The organism is Polaribacter sp. R77954, from assembly GCF_044595335.1.
Taxonomy (GTDB): Bacteria; Bacteroidota; Bacteroidia; order Flavobacteriales; family Flavobacteriaceae; genus Polaribacter.
In genome coordinates, this window is the sequence record NZ_CP138992.1 from 1012521 (window position 1) to 1036323 (window position 23803).

General features: G+C 30.1%; 17 protein-coding genes and 1 other RNA gene. 9 read left to right on the top strand and 9 right to left on the bottom strand.

Features of this window, described 5'->3' with window-relative positions:
• Positions 1-12 precede the first annotated feature (12 nt).
• The gene (locus tag SJY27_RS04380; protein WP_397447046.1) at positions 13-1866 is read right to left on the bottom strand and encodes a cation:proton antiporter; all 1854 of its coding nucleotides are present in this window, start codon (positions 1864-1866) and stop codon (positions 13-15) included.
• A 131-nt stretch (positions 1867-1997) separates the two neighbouring features.
• On the opposite strand from SJY27_RS04380, the gene SJY27_RS04385 reads away from it, so the two are divergent.
• Positions 1998-2831 carry a universal stress protein gene (locus tag SJY27_RS04385; protein ID WP_397447047.1) on the top strand — a complete coding sequence of 278 codons (834 nt, stop codon included), beginning with the start codon at positions 1998-2000 and terminating at the stop codon, positions 2829-2831.
• A complete protein-coding gene (locus tag SJY27_RS04390) occupies positions 2832-5027 on the top strand; it encodes a SulP family inorganic anion transporter (RefSeq protein WP_397447048.1) in 2196 nt (731 codons plus the stop codon).
• Here SJY27_RS04390 and SJY27_RS04395 read toward each other — a convergent pair.
• A complete protein-coding gene (locus SJY27_RS04395) occupies positions 5017-6330 on the bottom strand; it encodes a DEAD/DEAH box helicase (protein WP_397447049.1) in 1314 nt (437 codons plus the stop codon). The genes SJY27_RS04390 and SJY27_RS04395 overlap by 11 nt on opposite strands.
• A gap of 122 nt (positions 6331-6452) precedes the next feature.
• Between SJY27_RS04395 and SJY27_RS04400 the strand changes: the two genes are divergently transcribed.
• Positions 6453-7034: a tRNA-(ms[2]io[6]A)-hydroxylase gene (locus SJY27_RS04400; RefSeq protein ID WP_397447050.1), complete on the top strand. Its 582-nt coding sequence runs from the start codon at positions 6453-6455 to the stop codon at positions 7032-7034.
• A gap of 19 nt (positions 7035-7053) precedes the next feature.
• On the opposite strand, the gene SJY27_RS04405 is transcribed toward SJY27_RS04400, so the two are convergent.
• The 3 genes from SJY27_RS04405 to fsa form a co-directional block, all read right to left on the bottom strand.
• Positions 7054-7473, bottom strand: coding sequence for a DNA-binding protein (locus SJY27_RS04405; RefSeq protein ID WP_397447051.1), 420 nt, complete (start codon positions 7471-7473; stop codon positions 7054-7056).
• Positions 7473-9194, bottom strand: a complete 1722-nt coding sequence (gene menD, locus SJY27_RS04410; RefSeq protein ID WP_397447052.1) for a 2-succinyl-5-enolpyruvyl-6-hydroxy-3-cyclohexene-1-carboxylic-acid synthase — start codon at positions 9192-9194, stop codon at positions 7473-7475. The genes SJY27_RS04405 and menD overlap by 1 nt, the downstream gene beginning before the upstream one ends.
• Positions 9195-9457: 263 nt before the next feature.
• Entirely contained in the window at positions 9458-10111 is a 654-nt protein-coding gene (fsa, locus tag SJY27_RS04415) for a fructose-6-phosphate aldolase (protein ID WP_397447053.1), read from the bottom strand.
• Between the two features lie 184 nt (positions 10112-10295).
• On the opposite strand from fsa, the gene SJY27_RS04420 reads away from it, so the two are divergent.
• The gene (locus SJY27_RS04420; protein WP_397447054.1) at positions 10296-11336 is read left to right on the top strand and encodes a hypothetical protein; all 1041 of its coding nucleotides are present in this window, start codon (positions 10296-10298) and stop codon (positions 11334-11336) included.
• On the opposite strand, the gene SJY27_RS04425 is transcribed toward SJY27_RS04420, so the two are convergent.
• Together SJY27_RS04425 and ffs are read right to left on the bottom strand one after the other, a co-directional pair.
• Positions 11333-12136: an SDR family oxidoreductase gene (locus tag SJY27_RS04425; RefSeq protein ID WP_397447055.1), complete on the bottom strand. Its 804-nt coding sequence runs from the start codon at positions 12134-12136 to the stop codon at positions 11333-11335. The two genes, SJY27_RS04420 and SJY27_RS04425, sit on opposite strands and share 4 nt — an antisense overlap.
• A gap of 72 nt (positions 12137-12208) precedes the next feature.
• An RNA gene (ffs, locus tag SJY27_RS04430) (signal recognition particle sRNA small type) lies at positions 12209-12307 on the bottom strand.
• 163 nt (positions 12308-12470) lie between these two features.
• Between ffs and SJY27_RS04435 the strand changes: the two genes are divergently transcribed.
• The 5 genes from SJY27_RS04435 (at position 12471) to SJY27_RS04455 (ending at position 18546) form a co-directional block, all read left to right on the top strand.
• The gene (locus SJY27_RS04435) at positions 12471-12998 is read left to right on the top strand and encodes a DUF4199 domain-containing protein (RefSeq protein ID WP_397447056.1); all 528 of its coding nucleotides are present in this window, start codon (positions 12471-12473) and stop codon (positions 12996-12998) included.
• 76 nt (positions 12999-13074) lie between these two features.
• Positions 13075-14031, top strand: coding sequence for a glycosyltransferase family 2 protein (locus SJY27_RS04440; RefSeq protein ID WP_397447057.1), 957 nt, complete (start codon positions 13075-13077; stop codon positions 14029-14031).
• A 60-nt stretch (positions 14032-14091) separates the two neighbouring features.
• On the top strand, positions 14092-15807 hold the full coding sequence (locus SJY27_RS04445) for a phospho-sugar mutase (RefSeq protein ID WP_397447058.1): 1716 nt from the start codon (positions 14092-14094) through the stop codon (positions 15805-15807).
• Positions 15807-17636 (top strand): ABC transporter ATP-binding protein, encoded by a 1830-nt coding sequence (locus SJY27_RS04450; protein WP_397447059.1) that lies wholly within the window; start codon positions 15807-15809, stop codon positions 17634-17636. The genes SJY27_RS04445 and SJY27_RS04450 overlap by 1 nt, the downstream gene beginning before the upstream one ends.
• A 28-nt stretch (positions 17637-17664) precedes the next feature.
• Positions 17665-18546 (top strand): hypothetical protein, encoded by an 882-nt coding sequence (locus SJY27_RS04455; protein WP_397447060.1) that lies wholly within the window; start codon positions 17665-17667, stop codon positions 18544-18546.
• 123 nt (positions 18547-18669) lie between these two features.
• On the opposite strand, the gene SJY27_RS04460 is transcribed toward SJY27_RS04455, so the two are convergent.
• Positions 18670-22122, bottom strand: a complete 3453-nt coding sequence (locus SJY27_RS04460) for a pyruvate carboxylase (RefSeq protein ID WP_397447061.1) — start codon at positions 22120-22122, stop codon at positions 18670-18672.
• Between the two features lie 179 nt (positions 22123-22301).
• A complete protein-coding gene (locus tag SJY27_RS04465) occupies positions 22302-23714 on the bottom strand; it encodes a CCA tRNA nucleotidyltransferase (RefSeq protein WP_397447062.1) in 1413 nt (470 codons plus the stop codon).
• Between the last annotated feature and the right edge of the window lie 89 nt (positions 23715-23803).

Genomic DNA, 23803 nt, shown 5'->3' on the forward strand with positions numbered 1-23803 from the left:
TCTTGTTATCGTTTACAAATCGTTTGCCACAATTTTTTCTTTATAAGCATCACTTATTTCTTTACCTAAGTAAGATAAAACAAGATTTTTCTTTTCCATTTGTTCTTTTTCTACTTCAGCAATTAAATATAGGCTCTTTTCATTTTCTATAAACAAAGGAATCGATTTTTCTTCTTTCTCTAACAATTTTAAAACGGCATCATATTCTTGCTCATTTTCTATTTTTACTTCTTTTATGGTTGGGTTTTCTCTAAAAGCCTCACTTAAATTAATATAGTCATCTTTAGGCGTAAAAAACCCTAAACGTTCTTGTTCTGTAGCGTTAATTACTTCTAATGAAGAAGCCAATCTAAATGAACCATGTTCTCCAAAAATTTTAGAAAAAGAACTCAAAGCATATTTATTTACGGCATCATTACCTGTCATTGCAATTAAATAACCAACATCACTTAACTCTATATTACTCCCTAAATCATCATCATAAATATTTACTGCAATTGCCTCAAAATCATCTTCTTGTGCTTGGTCTATAAAGTTTTTATTAGAATCTATCAAAACCACTCTTTTGCCTTTATCTCTTAAATAAGAAGCTATTAATCTTGACGGATTAGAAGCACCTACAATTAAAATAGCATTAGAACTTTTTAGAAAAACACCTACTATTTTAGCAAATACTCTTGCTGTTGTAGCATTTAACAACACAGTGCCTAACACAATCATAAACACTAAAGGGGTTATATATTCTGCTCCTTCAACACCTTGTTTTAATAATTTACTACCAAATAAAGAAGCAATACCTGCTGCTACAATACCTCTTGGACCAACCCAACTTATAAAAAGTTTTTCATTTAGTTTTAATTTAGAGTTATGTGTACTTGCAAAAACTGCAAGTGGCCTTATTACAAAAACTACAATTGCAAATAATGTGGCTGTTTTCCAAGTATAGAGCAACATTAAATCTTTCATATTTATGTTTGCAGATAATAAAATAAATAAGATTGAGATTAATAAAACACTCAAAGATTCTTTAAAATAAAGTAATTCTTTTAAATTTTTCAGTTTTCCGTTTCCTAAAACCATCCCCATAACTACAACCGCTAAAAGGCCAGATTCGTGAGCAAATATTTCTGATTCTACAAAAACCAATAATACTGTTGATAGTGATACTACATTTAATAAATAATGAGGAATTAATTTTTTGTTGATGGCATATGCTAATGCATGCGCAAAAGTAAAACCGAAAGTTGTACCAAAAAGTAGAATTTTACCAAATTCAATTAAGGCTGTTTTGGTAAAACCACCTCCACCACCAACACTTATAAACTCAAAAACCAATACTGCAACTAAAGCTCCTATAGGATCTATTAAAATCCCTTCCCATTTTAAAACCGTAGAAATATCTCTTTTTAAAGGAATGTTTCTTAAAATTGGCGTAATTACTGTTGGGCCAGTAACAATGATTAATCCAGAGAATAAAAACGATAAATCCCAACCTAAATTAAAAACATAATGCGCAACAATACCTGCGCCAAAAAAAGTAATTGCAGATCCTAAAGTGATTAATTTGGTAATTACAGGCCCTACATTTTTAATTTCGCTTCTTTTTAGTGTTAAACCACCTTCAAAAAGAATGATACTAATGGCTAAAGACACAAAATAGTATAGGCTTTCACCAGGAAATAAACCCTTATCACCATTCCAAATAGGCTCAATCCATTTTGCACCATCTTCACTCAAATAGGTTGCTGCAATTGGCCCTACTAATAAACCTATTAAAATTAAAGGCAAAATAGCAGGGATTTTAAATTTCCAAGCTACCCATTGTGCCAATATTCCTAAAATGATAATTCCTGCTAATTCTAACATAGTTTACTCAATCTGATGAATTAGTAAATTTAAGAATGTTTAGGCATCATAAAAATAAAAATTATAGTTTTTTTCTTTCCTTTAAAGTTTGGTATATTGTAAAAATAACATAATCTCTAAATATTTTTTTTTTGCCAAGTTTTAATAAAATTCTAGTCGGAATCGCATTTTCTCCAAATTTAAAACCCAATCTTTTTGAAGCAGTTCGTTTAGCGAATTTATTTAATGCAGATTTAATTGGTGTGCATGTAGGTTCTAAATCAAAAGAAAAAGAAGAAATGCTCTACACCATACTAAAAGAGGCAGATGCTTTACAAAACAATTTTACTGCTATTTGGAAAGCTGGAAAACCTGTAGAGGTGATACTTGAAACTTGTGAAAAAGAACAGATAGATCTTTTGATTTTAGGTGCTTTACAAAAAGAAAAACTGTACAAATATTATGTAGGTTCTGTTGCCAGAAAAATTACAAGAAAAGCGCCATGTTCTATACTTTTACTAATAAAGCCGTCTGTAGTTAGAGTTGCTTGTAAACATATTGTTGTAAATGGTTTGGAAGACAAAAAAACTGAAGAAACTATTAAAACTGCTTTTGTGGTATCTGACTATTTAAACTGTAAAAAAATAACCATTGTAGAAGAAATAAAACAAGAAGATTTACGTGTTAAAATAGAGGATGATAAATCACTTAGAAAAGCTACAATTGCCAAAAACCGAATTGAATTGATAGAAAACAGAAGGGTTAAAAATATTTTGAAAGACATAAATTCTAATCATTTAACCGTAAAAACTCAGAGTATTTTTGGTAAAAGAGGTTACTCTATTGGGCATTACGCAACAATTAAAAGAGCAGATTTATTGGTAATGAATGCCCCAAAAAAATTAAGATTAATAGACCGTATTTTTCCTCATGATTTGGAATATATTTTGTCTGAATTACCTACTGACGTTTTAATTGTTAAGTAAATGAAGAAAAAAAGTACTTTTAAAACATTTGTAACTGACCTACCACAAAATTTATTTTCTGGTTTTGTTGTTTCTTTAATTGCGCTTCCATTAGGGTTGGGATTGGCTTTAGCTTCTGGTGCTCCTCCTATTTCAGGTATTATTGCTGCCATTGTTGGTGGAATTGTTGTAGCTCTTTTAGGTGGCTCTAACGTTACAATTACAGGCCCAGGAAATGGTTTGGTTGTGGTTATTTTGGCTGCAATAACTACTTTAGGTAATGGAGATATGCAACAAGGTTTTTTGTACACATTGGCTGCAATTGTGGTATCTGGCATTATTATGATTCTCCTCGGTTTTCTAAGAATGGGGAGTCTTGGAGACTTCTTTCCTTCTTCTGCAATACAAGGCATGTTAGCTGCTATTGGTATTGGTATTTTTGCCAAACAAATTCATGTAATGTTTGGTAATACAGAAGCCAAAGGAAGTATTATTGAATTACTAATTCAAATACCAGATGGCATTATAAACTTTATAAACACCGATAATTCAAGCATATTTTATGCAGGTTTGGTAGGTATGATTAGTTTATTGATTATGATTTTTTATCCTAAAATTAGAAATAGATATTTAAAATTAATTCCTGCACCTATGTGGATTGTACTATTAAGTGTGGGCATATATTTTTATTTTGATAAATTTTCAAACTCAGCTTATCCCATACACAAAAGCTTATTGATTAATTTACCTGATGATATTTTATCTAATTTTGCATTTCCTGATTTTGGTAAACTCTTAGAAATCGATTTTATAAGTGCAGTAATTAGCATCACTTTAATTGCAAGTATAGAAAGCTTACTAAGTATAAAAGCGGTAGACAAGTTAGACGCTTTAAAAAGACGATCTAACGTAAATAAAGATATTAGAGCCTTAGGAATTGCAACTGTAATTAGTGGTTTTTTAGGCGGATTAAATGTGGTAACCGTAATTGCAAGAAGCTCTGTAAATGTAAATAATAAAGGTAGTAACAGATCTTCAAACTTTTTTCACGCAAGTTTTTTGGTATTATTTATTCTTTTATTTGCATCAGAATTACGTAAAATTCCACTTCCTGCTTTAGCTGCAATTTTGGTATTTACAGGCTATAAACTGGCTTCTCCACAAAATATTAAAAAAGTTTTTAGTGTTGGCAAAGAGCAATTATTTATTTTTTTAATAACCCTTTTTATAACAATTAGTACCAGTTTAATTACCGGTATTTTGGCAGGTATTTTGGCTACACTTATTATTCATATTGTAATTACAAAAAATGCAACATTGTTTTTTAAAAATGTTTTAAAACCCAATGTTTTAATGTTTAAACAAGATCAAAAATATTATGTTAGCGTAAAAAACTTTTCTAGTTTTTTAAATTACACCAAGCTAAAAGATAAACTAAATCAAATACCAGAAACTGAAGAAGCCATTATAGATTTTACACTTTGTGATTTTGTTGATGATTCTGTTATGGAAAATCTAAGTAATTACGCTGAAAGTTTTACTAGAAAAGGAGGCCATTTTGAGGTTATAGGCCTAGATGAAACAAAATCTGAAAATAATCATCCGTTTGCATTGCGTAAAATAATTCCTAAACAAATACAATCTGCTAATTCGTTTTTAACCAGACGTCAAAAAGCAATGGAAAAAATTAGTGAAGAAATTCAATGGAAATATGATGCGTTTTCTGACTTAGAAATGAACGAATTACCGTCTTTTGGATATTTTAAAACCAGAAAAATTGAAAAAGTTTCAAATGTACTTTCTAACAACGCTTGTACCATTTTTGATGCACATTTTTCTGAAGGTGAATTGATTGCAAAACAGTTAATTAAAATTACAATGTTACACATTCGAACCAATCAAGAAACACCAGATTTTACCTTAGATAAAGAAGGATTTTTTGAACATTTTTTACATTTTGTAGGCTATGCAGATATAGATTTAGACAACCATCCTGATTTTAGCAAACGATTTTATTTATCAGGAAAAAACGAAGAAAAAATAAAGGCCTTTTTTACAGATGAATTGATTCTATTTTTTGAAAGCAACAGACAATATCATATAGAAGCCACAGAAAATGGCATTTTAATAATAGGTAATGAACGCTTAAAAAGTGTTAAAGAAATTAAAGCACTTGCTTATTTTGGTATTGGATTACATAAAATTATTAAATCATAAAAACCCGCACTTTTTTGCTTTTTAATCGTACATTATTCAAATCTGCTACCAGTCTATTAGATTGCGTAACTGGCACTGCAACAAAGGCACAATCTTGTTTTAATTCTATAACCCCTAATTGATCTTTGGTTAAATTTCCTTTTTTAAAGAATAAACCAGCAATATCACCTTTAGAGATTTTGTCTTTTCTTCCACCAGAAATAAATAAGGTTTCCCAAAAAACAGGTTTTAATTTTTGTTTATTTTCAATATTTGCATTGGTTGCACCTTTAATAAAATCTGGTAAATTTTCTTTTTGCCATTTTAAAACATAAGCAGTTCCTTTTGCATGTACTCTTGCTGTTCTTCCATTTCTGTGTGTAAATTCTTCGATTCTTTCTGGCAATTCGTAATGAATAATGTACTTCATTTCTGGAATATCTATACCTCTAGCAGCCAAATCTGTGGCTACTAAAATTTGGCTAGTACCGTTTCTAAACTTAATTAAAGAACGTTCTCGATCTCTTTGCTCCATCCCTCCAGAAAAACAACTATGTGCCAATTTATGTTTCGTTAAAAACTCACTAACGTGTTCTATACTACTTTTTAAATTACAGAAAATAATACCTGGCTGATTCCCAATATGTTTAAGTAAATCTACCAAAGTTTGATTTTTATTTTTAGATACAGAACTTAAAATCTTAATATCTAATTTTTTAGACTTTTTACCTGTTAAGTAATTTAAAATTTTAGGTTGATTTAATTGTACAAAATCAGGAACTGCTGCATCTTGTGTTGCCGATGTTAAAATACGTTTGTTGATATTAGGTAATTGGTTGATAATTCCTCTCATTTCATATTCAAAACCAACTTCTAACGATTTATCAAACTCGTCAAGAATTAAGGTTTTTATACTTTCTTTAGAAAATCGGTTGTTTGCAAAATGATCCGAAATTCTACCAGGTGTGCCAATTAAAATACTTGGTGTATGTTTAATTTCAATCTTATCTTTCGCCATAGATCGTCCTCCATACACAGCATTTACTTTAAAACCAGTACCCATTTCTCTAATAACTTGCTCAATTTGTATAGCTAATTCTCTTGATGGCACTAATATTAACACTTGTATATCAATATTTTCTGGATCAATAGTTTTTAATGCAGGCAATAAAAAAGCTAAGGTTTTTCCTGTACCTGTAGGTGAAAGTATAATCGTGTTTGTATTCGATTCAATTACAGAAATGGCTTCATTTTGCATTTCATTTAATTCGTAGATATTTAATTTTGCTAAAATATCTTCTTGATTTTTTATTGTATTTGCCATAACTGTTTTACGATCTAATTGTCTTTTTTAAAGTCAATTTATTTAAATATTTGTCAAAGATAGGCAGTCTTTTACCATAAAAGGCTTTATATTTTTTACTTTTGTATTTTCAAATCAAAACTATGTTAGGCTTACAATTCGAAACGGAAACTTCTTGGGCAGAAATTGCCAAAGTAAACTTGCAACAAATATTAACAGACCATGCATTTTTAGAACAAAAAGCAGCTTCTAATGCAGTATCAATTATCATTAATTATTCAGAAGAAACTGAATTGGTTAAAGAAATGAGCAATATTGCAATTGAAGAAATGCAACATTTTAAAATGGTGCACTTACTTATGGTAAAACGTGGAATGGTTTTAGGGCGAGAACAAAAGAATGATTATGCTGTGCGGTTGCAAAAATTTTTTCCAAAAACAAAAGACAGAACCAATGCTTTAATTCAGCGTTTGTTGGTAGCTGCCTTAATTGAAGCAAGAAGTTGCGAACGCTTTAAGGTTTTCTCAGAAAATATGGAAGATGAAGAATTGCAAAAATTCTATAAAAATTTAATGATTTCTGAAGCCAACCATTATACTACTTTTTTACAATTTGCCAGAGAATATCAAGATAGAGCAATTGTTGATGAAAAATGGAATGCATTATTAAAGTTTGAAGCAGAAATGATGAAAGAAAGAGGAAAAACGGCTAAAATTCACGGGTAATACTATATTAAATTTGGGGTTATTTTACCAACTCAATTCTATCTTCTTTCAAGATAATTAATTTTTGACGGTATAAATTACCTACAGCCTTTTTAAATGCCTTCTTGCTCATTTTTAAATGGAATTTTATAGATTCTGGTGAGCTTTTATCTGTCAATAATAAAAAACCTTCTTTACTATTTTGTAATTTGGTTAATATTTTATCTACATCAGTATCAATTACATTTCTAAAACCTTGTGGTCTTAACGAAACATCAATTTTACCATCTTCACGAATATTTTTAATATAGCCATCTACTTCCATATCAATATCTAAATCCTCAAAAACCTCATTTCTATATAATAAGCCTTCAAACTCTTCATTAATTAATACCACATAACCTAATGCAGTTTCAGTTTCAATAACTAACTCAACTTTGTCTCCTACTTGTAAATCCATTATTGTATATATTTAAAATATGCTGCCAAAATCTTATTATTTTCTGCACTTGGTGTAAAAATTTCTAAAATTTTGGGTTGTTTTGATTCTTTATAAAACCCTTGTAACTCTTTTTCAACAGTTTCTTTGCTATATGCTTTTTGATACTCAAACCCGTACATTTTACATAAATGTTCTGCTGTTAAACAATGAGGTGTTTCAAAATATTTTGCAGCATTTGTTGTTGATGGACCAGGAATTATCTTAAAAATTCCACCACCAGAATTATTAATTAAAATAATTCGAAAACTTATAGGAATGTGTGTATTCCAAAGTGCATTAGAATCATAAAAAAAACTCAAATCACCAGTAACACAAATGGTTTGTTTGTTATTTGCAAAGGCTGCTCCAATTGCAGTTGATGTTGTTCCATCAATTCCACTAGTACCTCTATTACAATATACTTCAACAGTTTTATTGATTGTAAACAATTGCGCATATCTAATAATAGCGCTATTACTAATTTGCAGTTGGCAATTGTTGGGCACACTATCTAAAACTTGCTCAAATACTTTAAAATCTGAATGCACGATGGTAGATAAATATGCTTTATGTTTGTTTCTTCTACTATCTCTAATATCCAGCCATTTTGGTTGATAATCACTTTCTGCTTTAATAATTCTATCATTAAAATTACTAAAAAAATTATTTGGGTTAGTTTGAATAAAGTCTGACAAACAAAAATATGTGTTTGTTGCTTTTCGTTCATCAATATCCCAATGATGCTTAGGAGCATAATTTCTTAAGAATTTTTTTATTCTTTTAGAGATAATCATACCACCAAAGGTGATGAGAATATCGGGTTGTAAATCCTTAAAATCATCATCATTTAACGAAAAAATTAATTGATCTATAGAATTAATTGCCTTATTGTGATGCAAATTTGATGTAGTTTCTGTAAAAATCAATACAGAATCGTCATCTGCATACAAATCCATCAATTGGTGTAATGCTTCATCAGGATAATTTACCCCTACCAAAATCATTTTCTTTTTGGCAACATTCCAAATATTAGCCAAATTCTCATAATCGATATTTGAATTATCTAAAAAACTAGAAGATATTCTAGGAAAATGAAAATCTTTTAATTGGTTTACAGTTTCATACAAAGGCTCATCAAAAGGCACATTAATATGCACAGGACCTTTTTGAGAAGTGGCAATTTGCAAAGCTTCACCAATTAATTGAGAATTTCTTGGATTAAATTTGGGGTTTTCAATTAAGTTGGCCGAAAATAAGATATGATTTTCAAAAACATTTTCTTGACGAATGGTTTGGCCATCACCTATATCAATTAAATGTTTGGGTCTGTCTGCAGAAATTATTACTAAAGGTATGTTACTATAAAATGCTTCTGCAATTGCAGGATAATAATTTAACAGTGCAGAACCAGAAGTACACAAAACAGCAACAGGTTTTTGTTTTTGTTGAGCAATGCCTAAAGCAAAAAAAGCGGCACATCGTTCATCTACAACACTTAACGCTTCTATTTTTTGATGATTAGAAAAACCGATAGTTAAAGGTGCGTTTCTAGAACCTGGAGAAATGACAACCGTATCAATATCAAATTGATAACATGCTGAAATGACTAATTGTGCGAGTTCTTTTTTTGGAAAAGCCCCTTTTAATTTCCCCAAAGGGGAAAAATTTGTGCCGGAAAAATGTACCTTATCTTTTTTCATTCAAAAAGACTTATTCTTTTAAAAAAAACTTCAATCTTACTAAATTTGGAGTTCTTATAGTTTTTAGTTTTTCTATTAGCTTTCAAACAATATTAGCCCTGATTGAGCGTTCTGTTTGAGCTCTTTTTTGCTGATTCCTGAATTTTAATTCAGGAATCAGCAAAAAAAGCGAGTAGCGAAAGCAGGAGATAGCTTCAAACAAACATTTTCCACACTCAATTCCCACAAAAGTTCCTTCCCTTTGGGAAGGTTAGGATGGGCTTCTAGTTCCCTTTATTGTAATCTGCTAAAAACTTAGCCAAACCACTATCTGTTAATGGGTGTTTTAATAAACCTTCAATAGCACTTAAAGGGCCTGTCATTACATCAGATCCTAACTTAGCACAATCTACAATATGCATGGTGTGACGCACAGATGCTGCTAAAATTTGAGTTTGAAAATTGTAATTATCGTAAACCGTTCTAATTTCTGAAATCAAATTTAATCCGTCTGTAGAAATATCGTCTAAACGTCCTAAAAATGGTGAAACATAAGTTGCCCCAGCTTTTGCTGCTAACAATGCCTGCCCAACAGAAAAAACTAAAGTTACATTTGTTTTAATACCTTTAGATGAAAAGTATTTACATGCTTTTATACCATCTTTTATCATTGGTAATTTTACCACAATCTGCGGATTTAAAGCTGCTAAAGCTTCACCTTCTTTAACCATTCCATCAAAGTCTGTAGAAATTACCTCTGCAGAAACATCACCATCAACAACATCACAAATTGTTTTGTAATGATTTATAATGTTTTCTTCTCCTGTAATTCCTTCTTTTGCCATTAAAGATGGGTTTGTAGTTACACCATCTAAAATACCTAACTCTTGTGCTTCTTTAATTTGCTCTAAATTTGCAGTATCTATGAAAAATTTCATTTTTATTTTTTTAATTTATTTACAAAGATATAAACAAAGATTATTTAAGAGTAATTTAAGCACGTCTAGTTTTAAATTTTATAAAAAAAAGTGATATTTGTACCTTAGTTTTTAAACTTTTGTGGTTTTTACCTGTCTAACAATTAATGCCAGCTGTAAACTTTGGAATTTTAACCCCTTATTTATGAAATCATTTAAATACGCTTTACTCATTTTATGTTCTTCTATTTTATGTTTCTGCGAAGGACAAATTGGTGAAGAAGGTATTGAAGGTACAATTGTTTGCAATTTTTCTAATCTCGAGATTTCTGAAGCTGATAATATTGTAATAGCTGATAATACAGCACCTGTTTTGTGGCAAGGATATTATAGTGATGATGCAGTTACTATAAATTTTACAAAAAAATTAGATAATTACGGCTTGTCTGAAACGCTTAATTTTGTGTTTACTAAAGTAGACAATTGCTTACAAATAAATCGTGGATTTGAATTTTACAATGGAGGTACAGGTGATATCAGTGCCATAACCGAAGTTGATGTTTTAGAGTTTTATGTTAAAGATTGGCAAATAAATAAAAAACTAGCAGGACAAGTGGTGTACAGAGATCATCATGACAAATTAGTTAAAACACTTAATTTTTGGCTAGAATTCACTACCGAAGATTATGTTGTTACAAACACAGACTACAAAAAATTCTCTAATTGTTTTGGCGATAAATTACCAATTGATATTGATTTAGATAATGATGGTGTTACAGATTATAGCATACGTGCAGAAGAAGTGATTGATTTTGCAAACAGACCTAATTTTGTAGCTTACAACATTAAATTAGTTTCTACAGACGAAGAAATTAATGAAATTCTTTCACCTAAAGGGGTTAGCATTCCTTTTCCAGTAATTTTTGAACCTCCTTTTTCAACAGAAAACACAAGAAGTTATGCTGCAAATAAGTTTAATTCTTTGGATGTAAAAAATTCACTTGATGTTTTTTATGAATTTAGTGCGCCTTATGAAAATTATAATTTTTTCTTGCAAAATAATTTAACATACAAAAAAGAGTTTGAGAATACTATAGATGATTATTATGCAGTAAAATTAGTTAGAAATAATGAAAATTATTACGGATGGATAAAAATAGATTTTAATGCTTTAGATTGTAATATTGCTGTTCTTGACACCTATTTGAGTCCTAATGCAGAAGAACACATTAATATAGAAAACTAAAGTTTATAGTGGTTCATTAACAACTTTTCATAAATTCTGTCTGGCAATATTCGTTTTAAAACAATAGAAAACTTTTGCATAAAATCGCCAACTTTATAATGTAGTTTAGGTTTTGATGCATTGATAATTTTACAGACAGCCTTGGCCATTTCTATTGGTGGCATACCTTCATTTACATGAGCATCCATCAAATCTAAATTTTCTTGATACTTTTTTTTATAGGCTGAATGCTCTAAAACAGGTGTATGGTATCTACCAGCAGCAATATTGGTAGCAAAATCTCCAGGAGCAATATTTACCACATCAATTCCTAAATTCTTAACCTCCATACTTACAGCTTCTGTAATCAACTCTAAAGCTCCTTTTGATGCTGAATAAACACCTCTAAAAGGCAAGCCCATATACCCAGCAATAGAAGTAACATTAATAATAATTCCAGATTTTTGTTTACGCATTTGTGGTAAAACAGCTTTCATAACATCAATAGCACCAAAAAAATTGGTATTAAAAACTGCGCGCATTTCATTTGTAGGTGTATCTTCTAAAGGCCCAGTAATTCCCATTCCTGCGTTATTTACTAACACATCCAATCTACCTTCTTTTTGAATAATTACATCTACAGCTTTTTGAATACTTTTAGTATTTAAAACATCTAAAGCAATAAGTTGAAATGAAAAATCAGAAATGTTTTTTGGTGCTCTACTAGTCCCATAAACTTTATACTCTTTTTCGCTTAAAAATGTTGCAATTGACTTTCCTATTCCAGAAGAAGCCCCAGTAACTAAAATTACTTTAGACATGTTTTATCAAATTATAATTATAACACAAATATCAGAAAAGATAAAAGAAGAAACGTAAATATAGCGCACAAAAAATGGCAAGCTATCTACATCACACTGCTACAACCTAATACCCTTGCTGTGTTCCCACCCTGGGGGATTCAAAGGGAGCTAGTTGTGTAGGACTTGCCACTGCAAATTTACAATCTATTTTTATTTAAACAATTAAAAAAACACTAAATTTTATGTAACATTTTTAAAGTATTGATTACTAATAAGATGTTTTTTGGTTGTAAAATTATAATACCAAATGAAAAACATATATTTGTATCACTAACTAAATAAGAAAAAAACAATGGAAAATCAAACAGACAGTAAAGGCATTATTTTAAATAATGGTTTATATTTTGGTTTGTTATTAGTAGTAGCAAGTCTAGTGCCTTATGCATTAGGAATGCATCTAGAACCAACAGCAGGTTATATTAATTTTGGAGTAATTCTGTTAGGAATTATTTTGTTCCCAATTCTTGGAATGAGTAAATTTAAAAATACTAGTGGTGGTTTTATGACTTGGGGACAAGGTGTAAAAATTGGTGTTGGTATTATACTTGTTGGTACCATAATAAGTACTTTATACCAAGTGGTTTTTACAACTGTTATAGAACCAGAATTTTATGCTCAAGTTGAAGAAGTAACTAGAAAAGCACTCGTTGATGCTGGCTTAACAGAAGAACAAATAGATATGCAAATTGAAATGCAAGGCAAGTTTCAAGGTACTGCTATTGGTTATGGAATTGGCATTTTATTTATGGCGTTTATTGGCTTTATATCTTCTGCAATAATTGCAGCTATTAAGAAAAAAACCGAAGAAGACACGTACTAAAACCTAAAGTTTAGCGTACTCTATTCAAAATAAAGGCTACTTTGATTTTTTAGAATATCAAAATTTGAACCTAAATATGCAAATTTCGGTAGTAATACCACTTCTTAACGAAGCAGAATCTCTTATAGAATTACACGATTGGATTGTAAAAGTTTTACAATCCAATCGTTATTTATATGAAATTATTTTTATTGATGATGGCAGTACAGACAATTCTTGGAAGGTTATTGAAGACTTATCATCTAAAAACAAGGCTGTAAAAGGAATTCGTTTTCAAAAAAATTACGGTAAATCTCAAGCTTTAGATGCTGGTTTTGAAATAGCAAAAGGAGATGTTGTCATTACAATGGATGCTGACCTACAAGATAATCCTGAGGAAATACCAGAATTGTACCATTTAATTATTGATAAAAACTTCGATTTAATTTCGGGATGGAAAAAGAAACGTTATGACAATGTCATCACCAAAAATATTCCATCAAAATTATTTAATGCAGCTGCAAGAAAAACCTCTGGTTTACAATTACACGATTTTAATTGTGGTTTAAAGGCCTACAAAAATGAGGTGATTAAAAATGTAAAAGTTAGCGGAGAAATGCACAGATATATACCTGTTTTAGCAAAAAACGCTGGTTTTAACAATATTGATGAAAAAGTAGTACAGCATCAAGCAAGAAAATATGGCGAAACAAAATTTGGTATGGATCGATTTATAAATGGTTTTCTAGATTTAATTACCATTTCGTTTTTATCAAAATTTGGACGAAGACCAATGCATTTTTTTGGTCTTTGGGGTACATTTATGTTTCTATTTGGTACAACCTCTGCTTTTTATATTGGCGCATTTAAACTCTACAAACTATATAATGGTATTAAAACCATTTTAGTAACCAACAATCCATGGTTTTATATTGCATTAACTTCTATGATAATAGGAACACTTTTGTTCTTAGCAGGATTTTTAGGAGAACTCATTATAAAAACAAAAAGTAATGAAAAACACTATACAATCAAAGAAAAACTAAATTTGTAAATGTATATTTGTATTTTAAAAAGTATTTAATCAACTCATTAAACTTAACTTTATTACACTATGAATGATATTTTAGAAAAAGCAAAACAATGGTTAACTCCAAGCTTTGATGCCGAAACTCAAACTGAAATTCAACAATTAATCGATAATAATCCTGATGATCTAGCAGACAGATTTTATAAAGATATGGAATTTGGTACTGGAGGAATGCGAGGCACAATGGGTGCTGGGACCAACAGAATCAATAAATATACCTTAGGGCGAGCAACACAAGGATTATCAAATTATTTAATTGAAAATGTAACTAAAGAACAATTAAGTGTGGTTATTGCTTACGATTGTAGGCACAATAGTAAAAAGTTTGCTAAAGTTGTAGCTGATGTTTTATCAGCAAATAAAATAAAGGTATTCTTATTCGAAGATTTACGTCCAACTCCAGAATTATCATTCGCTGTACGTCATTTAGGTTGTGATGCAGGTATTGTTTTAACTGCCTCTCACAATCCACCAGAATATAATGGATATAAAGTATATTGGGCAGATGGAGGGCAAATTGTACCACCAAATGATAGTGGAATTATTAATAAAGTTAATGCATTAGATTATTCAGAAATTAATTTTAATGCTAATGAAGATTTAATTGAAATGATTGGTGCTGATGTAGACAAAGTTTTTATTGAAAACTCAGTAAAAAATGGTTCTTTATCTGCAAACATCGATCGAAAAAATTTAAAAATAGTTTTTACATCTTTACATGGAACTTCAATTATGTCTGTGCCAGATGCTTTAGCTGAGGCTGGTTATACTGATGTACATATTGTAGAAGAACAAAGAAAACCAGATGGCGATTTTCCTACTGTAAAATCTCCAAATCCAGAAGAACCAGAAGCTTTAGAAATGGCTACGAATTTAGCAAATAAAACTGGAGCTGATATTGTTATTGGTACAGACCCAGATTGTGACAGATTAGGAGTTGCTGTTAGAGATACTGAAGGTAATATGAAGTTAATGAATGGTAACCAAACTATGGTTGTGATGACTGACTTTTTATTGCGTAAATGGAAAGAAGAAGGAAAATTAAACGGAAAACAATTTGTAGGTTCTACCATTGTTTCTACTGAATTGGTAAATAATGTTGCCACCAATTATGGCGTAGATACTAAAGTGGGTTTAACAGGTTTTAAGTGGATTGCCAAAATGGTAAAAGATTTTCCTGAATTAGACTTTATTGGTGGTGGTGAAGAAAGTTTTGGGTATATGGTTGGTGATTTTGTACGCGATAAAGATGCAGTTACTGCTACCCTTTTGGCTTGTGAAGTTGCTGCATTAGCCAAACAAAACGGAAGTTCGTTTTACAAAGAACTTTTAGATATTTACGTTAGAGAATGTTTTTATAAAGAACATTTAATTTCAATCACTAAAAAAGGAATGGATGGTGCTGCAGAAATTCAGCAAATGTTAAGTGATATGCGTAACAACCCAATAACTGAAGTTGATGGTGAAAAAATAGAATCGCTTTGCGATTATCAAGCATCTACAAAAAAGAATTTAATTACAGGTGAAGTTACAGATATTGATTTACCAAAATCTAATGTATTGATTTATCAAACGGCTTCAGGTACAAGAATTGCTGCAAGACCAAGTGGTACAGAGCCAAAAATAAAGTTTTATTTTAGTGTTAATGCTGCATTAGATACTACAGAAAATGCTGAAAAAGTTGAGGCTGAATTAGATGCTAAGATTCAACGAATTATCAAAGAGATGAAGTTAAATTAATGAGTCACTTTAAGGACATTCTTAAATATGAAAGAGAATATAGAAAGTTTACGCTTTTAAATATTCTCTTTAATATTTTTTACGCAATATTTAATGTTTTATCTGTACTTGCTTTTATTCCTGTACTAAATATTTTATTTGGTGTAAAAAAAGCGGTTTCAAAAAAACCTGTTTACGAGGGCATTACCAATTTAGGTGCTTATTTAGAAGGCAGTTTTAATCATTACATATCAAATAAAATTGCTGAAGATGGTCAAGTAAATGTGTTATTATTTATTTGCTTATTATCACTTTCATTATTCTTTTTCAAAAATTTGTTTCGCTATTTGGCATCTTATGTAATTACATTTTTAAGAACAGGTATTGTAAAAGATTTACGAGATAACTTATATCGTAAAATTGTAGAATTGCCTATTGCCTATTTTACAGAAAAAAGAAAAGGAGACATTATTGCACGTATGACTGCTGATGTACAGGAAGTAGAAAACTCCATTTTAACATCAATAGAAACCTTAGTAAGAGAACCTTTAACCGTAGTTATTTCTATTGGTATAATGCTTTTTATTAGTTTAAAGTTAACCTTATTTGTTTTTATTTTATTACCAGTTTCTGGTTTTATCATATCATCAATCAGTAAAAAACTAAAATCACAATCTGTTAAAGCACAAAAAGAAACAGGTACATTTTTGTCTTTTATAGAAGAAACGTTAACAGGTTTACGTGTGATAAAAGGTTTTAATTCAGAAAAAATTATTGAACGAAAATTTAATAATTCTACAACTACGTTTAGAAAATTAATGACTAGTGTTTTTCACAGACAAACTTTAGCATCACCAATGAGTGAGTTTTTAGGATCTGCTACAATCATTACCATTTTGTGGTATGGAGGTACAGATGTGCTAGAAAATACAAGTAGTTTAGAAGCTGGTAAATTTATGGGTTATATTGTGCTGTTTTACACGGTTTTAAACCCCATAAAATTGATTACTACTACTTTTTATAATATTAAAAAAGGGGAAGCATCTGCAGAACGAATTATGCAAGTTTTAAATACCGAAAACAGTATTAAAGACAAACCAAATGCTATTCTTAAAGAAGATTTTGATCGTAAAATTGAATTTAAAAACATTTCTTTTAAATATAAAGACGAATATGTTTTACAAGATTTTTCTTTAACCATAAATAAAGGCGAAACAGTGGCATTAGTTGGGCAATCTGGAAGTGGAAAATCTACCTTAGCCAATTTAATTACACGCTTTTATGATGTGAATAAAGGTGATATTACTATTGATAGCATCAACATAAAAGACATTACTAAAAAATCTTTACGTGATTTAATGGGCATTGTTACCCAAGATTCTATTCTATTTAATGATACTGTAGAAAACAACATTAAATTGGGTACAGAAAATGCTACAGAGGATCAAATTTTGGAAGCTTCAGAAATTGCCAATGCAAATGAATTCATTCAAAATTTACCAGACAAATTCAATACGAATATTGGTGACAGTGGTGGTACACTTTCTGGTGGGCAAAAACAACGATTATCAATTGCAAGAGCTGTACTAAAAAACCCACCAATTATGATTTTAGACGAGGCTACATCTGCTTTAGATACAGAATCTGAACAATTGGTTCAAGTTGCTTTAGAAAAGATGATGCAAAATAGAACTTCTATGGTTATTGCACACAGGCTTTCTACCATTCAAAAAGCAGATAAAATTGTGGTGTTGCAGAAAGGTAAAATTGTTGAGCAAGGCAAACACGAAGATTTATTACTTAAAAAAGGAGAATATTTTAAATTAGTAACCATGCAAAGTTTGAGTTAAAATGAATACGATTTTAAAATTATATTAAATGGAAATAGATATTGTAATTCCTATAAAAAGCAGCCTTATTCGGTTTGCAATAGATAAAACAATTCCATCCATAATAAAACATTTAAATTTTAGGACTATTTATATTATTACAAACAAAAGTAATTTTCATATTTTAGAAAATAAATTCCTTTCAAACGTTAAATTGTTAGATGAAGACTTAATTTGTAATAATTTAACTCTAAATAATATTAAGAAGTATTTCGTTGAAAAAAAAATCAATCCAAATAGAGCTGGTTGGTATTTCCAACAATTTTTAAAACTGAGTGTTCATCAACTAGAATTTATAACAGATAATTACTTAGTATGGGATGCAGATGCTATTCTTCTGAATCCAATAAATTTTATCTCTAAAGAAAACAAAACTTACTTTGAGAAAACACAAGAATATAATCACCCGTATTTTGAAACTATTCTTAACTTATTATCATTAGAAAAACAGGTTAATCATTCTTTTATTGGAGAATATATGGTTTTTAATAAAAAAATAGTAGCTTCTTTACTGAAGAAAATTACAACCGAAAAACAATGGTGGTATAAAATTTTAGATAGTATTAAAATTACTCATCTAAAAGAAAGTGGTTTCAGTGAATACGAGTTATATGGCAACTACATTGTTAAATACTACCCAGATAATTATAAAATTAGAAGTCTAAGTAAGACAAGAAAAGGTGCTAAATTACTAGGTCTACAACCTAGTGGTAAATCTTTAAAATTATTTTCTCTAGGTTTTGACTATTTATCTTTTGAAACTTGGCATAAAAAATACCAGCCCGAAACTTTAAGATACTTCTTAATTGTTTTTAAGCTATCTTTTGCAACTCTAAAAAAAACAACACTCTCTTTGTTCAAAAATTTTTAACCTAACATAGTATTTCGATAATGACATAAACATCTTCTTAAACTTTAAAATTGAGTTTAAATTATTGAATTTTAAAACAATAATTTAAACTCAAAATATTCTAATAAAACGTAATGTTATACATTATTCAAATTCAATAACCAAATCATCTAAATTTACCATTGTACCTTCTTTTAAAATAATGTTTTGAATAGTACCATCATTATTAGCCGTAATTGTGGTTTCCATTTTCATAGCTTCAATAATAAATAAAGGTTGATTTTTCTTAATAACATCACCTTTTTTCACCATAATTGTAGACAATAAACCCTGTAGTGGAGCACCTATTTGTTTATCATCTGCCTTGTCTGCTTTTACATTTTCAATTACATCAACTTTAATTGTCTCGTCTTTAATCTGAACGGTTCTTCCTTGACCATTTACTTTGAAATAAATAGTAACTAAACCTTCAAAATTTGGTTTACTAATGGAATCTAGAGTAATTAAAACGGTTTTTCCTTTATCTAAATCAACAGTAATTTCTTCGCCAATTTCCATTCCATAAAAGAAATTTTTAGTGGGTAAATTGGTTAGATTATCATATTTTAAATGATTGTTGTAAGCATCTGTAAATACTTTTGGATATAATTTATACGATAAAAAGTCTGTAAAATCAATTTTTCTACCTAAATCATTTTCAAATATTTTCTTAAAATCTGCATATTCAACCTCAAAGTCAACAGGTGCAATATGCGCATTAGGTCTATCTGTATAGGGTTCTTGATCTTTTAAAATAATTTTTTGTAATTTTTCAGGAAAACCACCAACTGGCTGTCCCAATTCTCCTTTAAAGAAACTCACCACAGATTGGGGAAAAGATATGGTTTCTCCTCTTTCTAAAACATCATTTACGGTTAAGTTATTACTTACTAAATACTGCGCCATATCTCCTACCACTTTAGAGCTTGGCGTTACTTTTACAATATTGCCAAACAATGTATTTACCTCTCCATACATTTTGGTAATTTCATGAAAACGACTTTCTAAACCAAGCGACTGCGCTTGTGGTTTTAAGTTAGAATATTGACCTCCAGGAATTTCGTGTTTAAAAACTTCTCCTGAACCCGCTTTTAACCCAGATTCGAAAGGATAATAGTATTCTCTTACTGCTTCCCAATAATTAGAATATTCATTTAATGAACTAGAATTGATAGGATTTTCGCGCTCATTATATTTTAACATTTCTACAATTGAATTAAAATTAGGCTGAGAAGTTAGGCCAGACAATCCGCTTAACGCAACATCTACAACATCCACTCCAGCTTCAATTGCTTTTAAATAGGTAGCAGATTGTATGGATGAAGTATCATGTGTATGCAAATGAATTGGTATTTTTAACTCCGATTTTAAAGCAGTTACTAATTCTGTGGCTGCATAAGGTTTTAATAAACCTGCCATATCTTTAATCGCTAAAATATGTGCACCTGCATTTTCTATCTCCTTTGCCAAGTTGATATAGTATTGTACATTATATTTTGTGTTCTTTACATCTAAAATATCGCTTGTATAACAAATAGAACCTTCTGCCAAACCTTTGGTTTTAGTCCTAACATGTTCTATACATGGTGCAATAGATTTCATCCAATTTAAGGAATCGAAAATTCTGAATACGTCTACTCCATTTTCCCAAGATTGCTCTACAAACTTCCCAATCAAATTATCTGCATACGCTGTATACCCTACTCCATTAGAACCTCTTATTAACATTTGAAGTAAGACATTTGGCATTTTTGCTCTTAACAAACGTAATCTTTCCCAAGGATTCTCTTGTAAAAAACGCAAGCAAACATCAAAAGTAGCACCACCCCAAACTTCCATACTAAATATTTCTGGGTGATTTTTAGCATAACCCTCAGCAACTTTTAACATGTCAAAAGTTCGCATTCTGGTAGCTAATAAACTTTGATGCGCATCTCGCATTGTTGTATCTGTAAAATGGACTTTTTTCTCGTTTCTTAACCATTTAGAAAAACCTTCTGGCCCTAACTCTGTTAAAAGATCTTTTGTTCCCTTAGGAAAACTTGCATTAACATCAAAACTTGGTACTTTAGGTTTTACAAAAGTTTTAGTAGCATCTATCTTTTTTACATCTTTATTTCCGTTTACAGTAACATCACCCAAATAAGTGATAATTTTATTAGCTCTGTTTCTAGGTGCTTTGAAAACAAATAAACTTGGTGTAGATTTTATAAAATTAACAGTAATTGCACCCTTTCTAAAAGTTTCATGTTGCAAAATATTATCTAAAAAAGGCATATTTGTTTTTACGCCTCTAATTCTAAATTCGCTTAAAGCTCTTCTAATTTTTCTTGCAGCACCATCTAACGTTCTACTATTTGCAGTAACTTTTACCAACATAGAATCGAAAAAAGGAGATATTTTAACGCCCTGATAAATACTACCAGCATCTAAACGAATTCCAAACCCAGAAGCACTTCTGTATGTAGAAATGGTACCAAAATCGGGTTTAAAATCGTTTTGAGGATCTTCTGTTGTAATTCTACATTGCAATGCATAGCCATTAATTTTTACATACTCTTGGCTTGGTATTTTTATTTGTTGATCTGCTAATTTGTAGCCACCTGCAATAAACAATTGAGTTTTTACTAGATCTATATTAGTAATCACTTCTGTTACAGTATGTTCTACTTGTATTCTCGGGTTTACTTCTATAAAATAAATAGAATTATCATCATCTACCAAAAACTCTACAGTACCAATATTGTTATAGTTTACAGCTTTACAAATTTTAATAGCATAATTGTATAAAGCATTTTTTGTTTCTGGTTGTAAACCATAAGAGGGTGCAAATTCAATTACTTTTTGATAACGTCTTTGTACAGAGCAATCTCGTTCGAATAAATGGACTGTATTGCCATAATTATCTGCAACAATTTGAATTTCTATATGCTTCGGATTTTCTACAAACTTTTCTAAAAAAACGGTATCATCTCCAAAAGCATTTAAAGCTTCTCTTTTACTTTCTCCATAAGCTTTCTTTAATTCGTCTTCTTTTCTAATAACACGCATTCCTCTTCCTCCACCACCAGAAGCTGCTTTTAGCATTACAGGATAGCCAATTTTTTTGGCTTCTTCTAGCGCTATTTCTAAATTTTCTAAAGGATTTTGGTTACTCTGAATAATAGGAATATTATTATCTATAGCTACTGTTTTAGCCGTAATTTTATCACCTAATGATTTTAGAACAGAAACTTTTGGCCCAACAAAAATAATATCGTTATCCTCGCATTTTTGCGCTAACATTGCATTTTCTGATAAAAAACCATAACCAGGATGAATGGCATCTACCTGATTATCTTTTGCTACTTTTATAATAGCATCAATATCTAAATAAGGCTTTAGTGGTTGGTTATCTTCTCCTATTTGATAAGATTCGTCAGATTTATATCTGTGCAAAGAATAACGATCTTCATAGGTATAAATACCTACCGTTTTTACATTTATTTCTGTACAAGCTCTAAAAATTCGTATTGCGATTTCTCCTCGGTTTGCAACTAAAACTTTTTTAATTTTCATTTTTTTTGATGGATTGATATTATTGCTTTAAATATACAATAGATCAATCTAAAAATGAAAAAATATTAACGTTTTTAATAAATAATCAACAAATTAATTCGCTTAAAATGGTTTTAAATCATCTTATATTAAATAATGACTAAAAAATCAATAAAATTTATTTTTACAAAAAATATCAATTACGCCTGTTTTAATCCTAAAGAAGTTCCTTTTTTAATCATAAAATCATACGATGCTTTGTGTTCATTGGGTATTTTGCCATCTAAAATAGCTTCTTTAATAGCTTCTTTAATTTGCCCAATTTCGCGACAAGGCTTTAGATTAAAAGTTTGCATAATTTCTTCGCCAGTAATTGGGGGTTGAAAGTTTCGTACTCTATCACGCTCTTCAACTTCCTTAATTTTAGCTCTTACTAATTCAAAGTTTTGGTGATATCTTTTAAATTTTCTTGGGTTTTTGGTGGTAATATCTGCTTCGCAAAGTGTCATTAATGCATTTATATCATCACCTGCATCAAAAACCAAACGTCTTACAGCAGAATCGTTAACATCAGAGGCTAAAACTATTGGTCTTGAGCTAAGTAAAACCATTTTCTGCACAAATTTCATTTTGTTATTCAATGGCATTTTTAATCTTTTAAAGATTTTATAAACCATTTTAGACCCTACAAATTCATGCGAATGGAAAGTCCAGCCCACTTTTTTACTAAATCTTTTGGTTGGTGCTTTTCCTATATCATGTAATAATGCAGCCCATCTTAACCAAACATTTTCTGTATTCTGAGCAATATTATCTACCACTTCTAACGTGTGGTAAAAATTATCTTTGTGTTTTTGGCCTTCTACTTCTTCAACACCTTTTAGCGCAATCAATTCTGGTAAAATTTGGGGCAATAATTTTGCTTTTTCTAATAATAAAAATCCTATTGATGGTTTTGGTGATGCTAGTATTTTATTTAATTCATCTACAATTCTTTCTCTAGTAATAATCTTTAGTCTATGTGCGTTTTTACCTATGGCTTCAAGAGACGCTTCTTGTATTTTAAAATTTAATTGCGTTGCAAATCGAATGGCACGCATCATGCGTAAAGGATCATCAGAATACGTAATATCTGGATTTAAAGGTGTTTTAATGCACTTATTCTTTAAATCTTGAATTCCGTTAAAAGGGTCTAAAAGTTCACCAAAATTGTCTTCATTTAAACTCAATGCTAAGGCATTTATAGTAAAATCTCTACGATTTTGATCGTCTTTTAAAGTTCCTTGAGTAACCTCTGGATTGCGACTATCTTCTGAATAGGATTCTTTTCTAGCACCCACAAACTCAATTTCTATGTCTTTATAACGTAGCATTGCAGTGCCATAAGTTTTAAAAACTTGCACTTTAGGTTTTTTTGGGAGTAATTTTGATACTTGCAAAGCCAAATCGATTCCACTACCTACAGCAACCACATCAATATCTTTGGCTGAACCCCTTTTTAAAAAAAAATCGCGAACAAAACCACCTATTACAAAAGCCTCAAGATGAGTATCTTTGGCTGCTTTAGAGATAATTTGAAAAATTTCTGATGAAATTGCTTCTGTGTACTTCATAATTTATTTGCAATCAAAAGCGCAAATTTATTGTTTTACAGACTTTAAAAGAAGAAAAAGTGTGATAACATTTGTATTTTTGCCCGAAC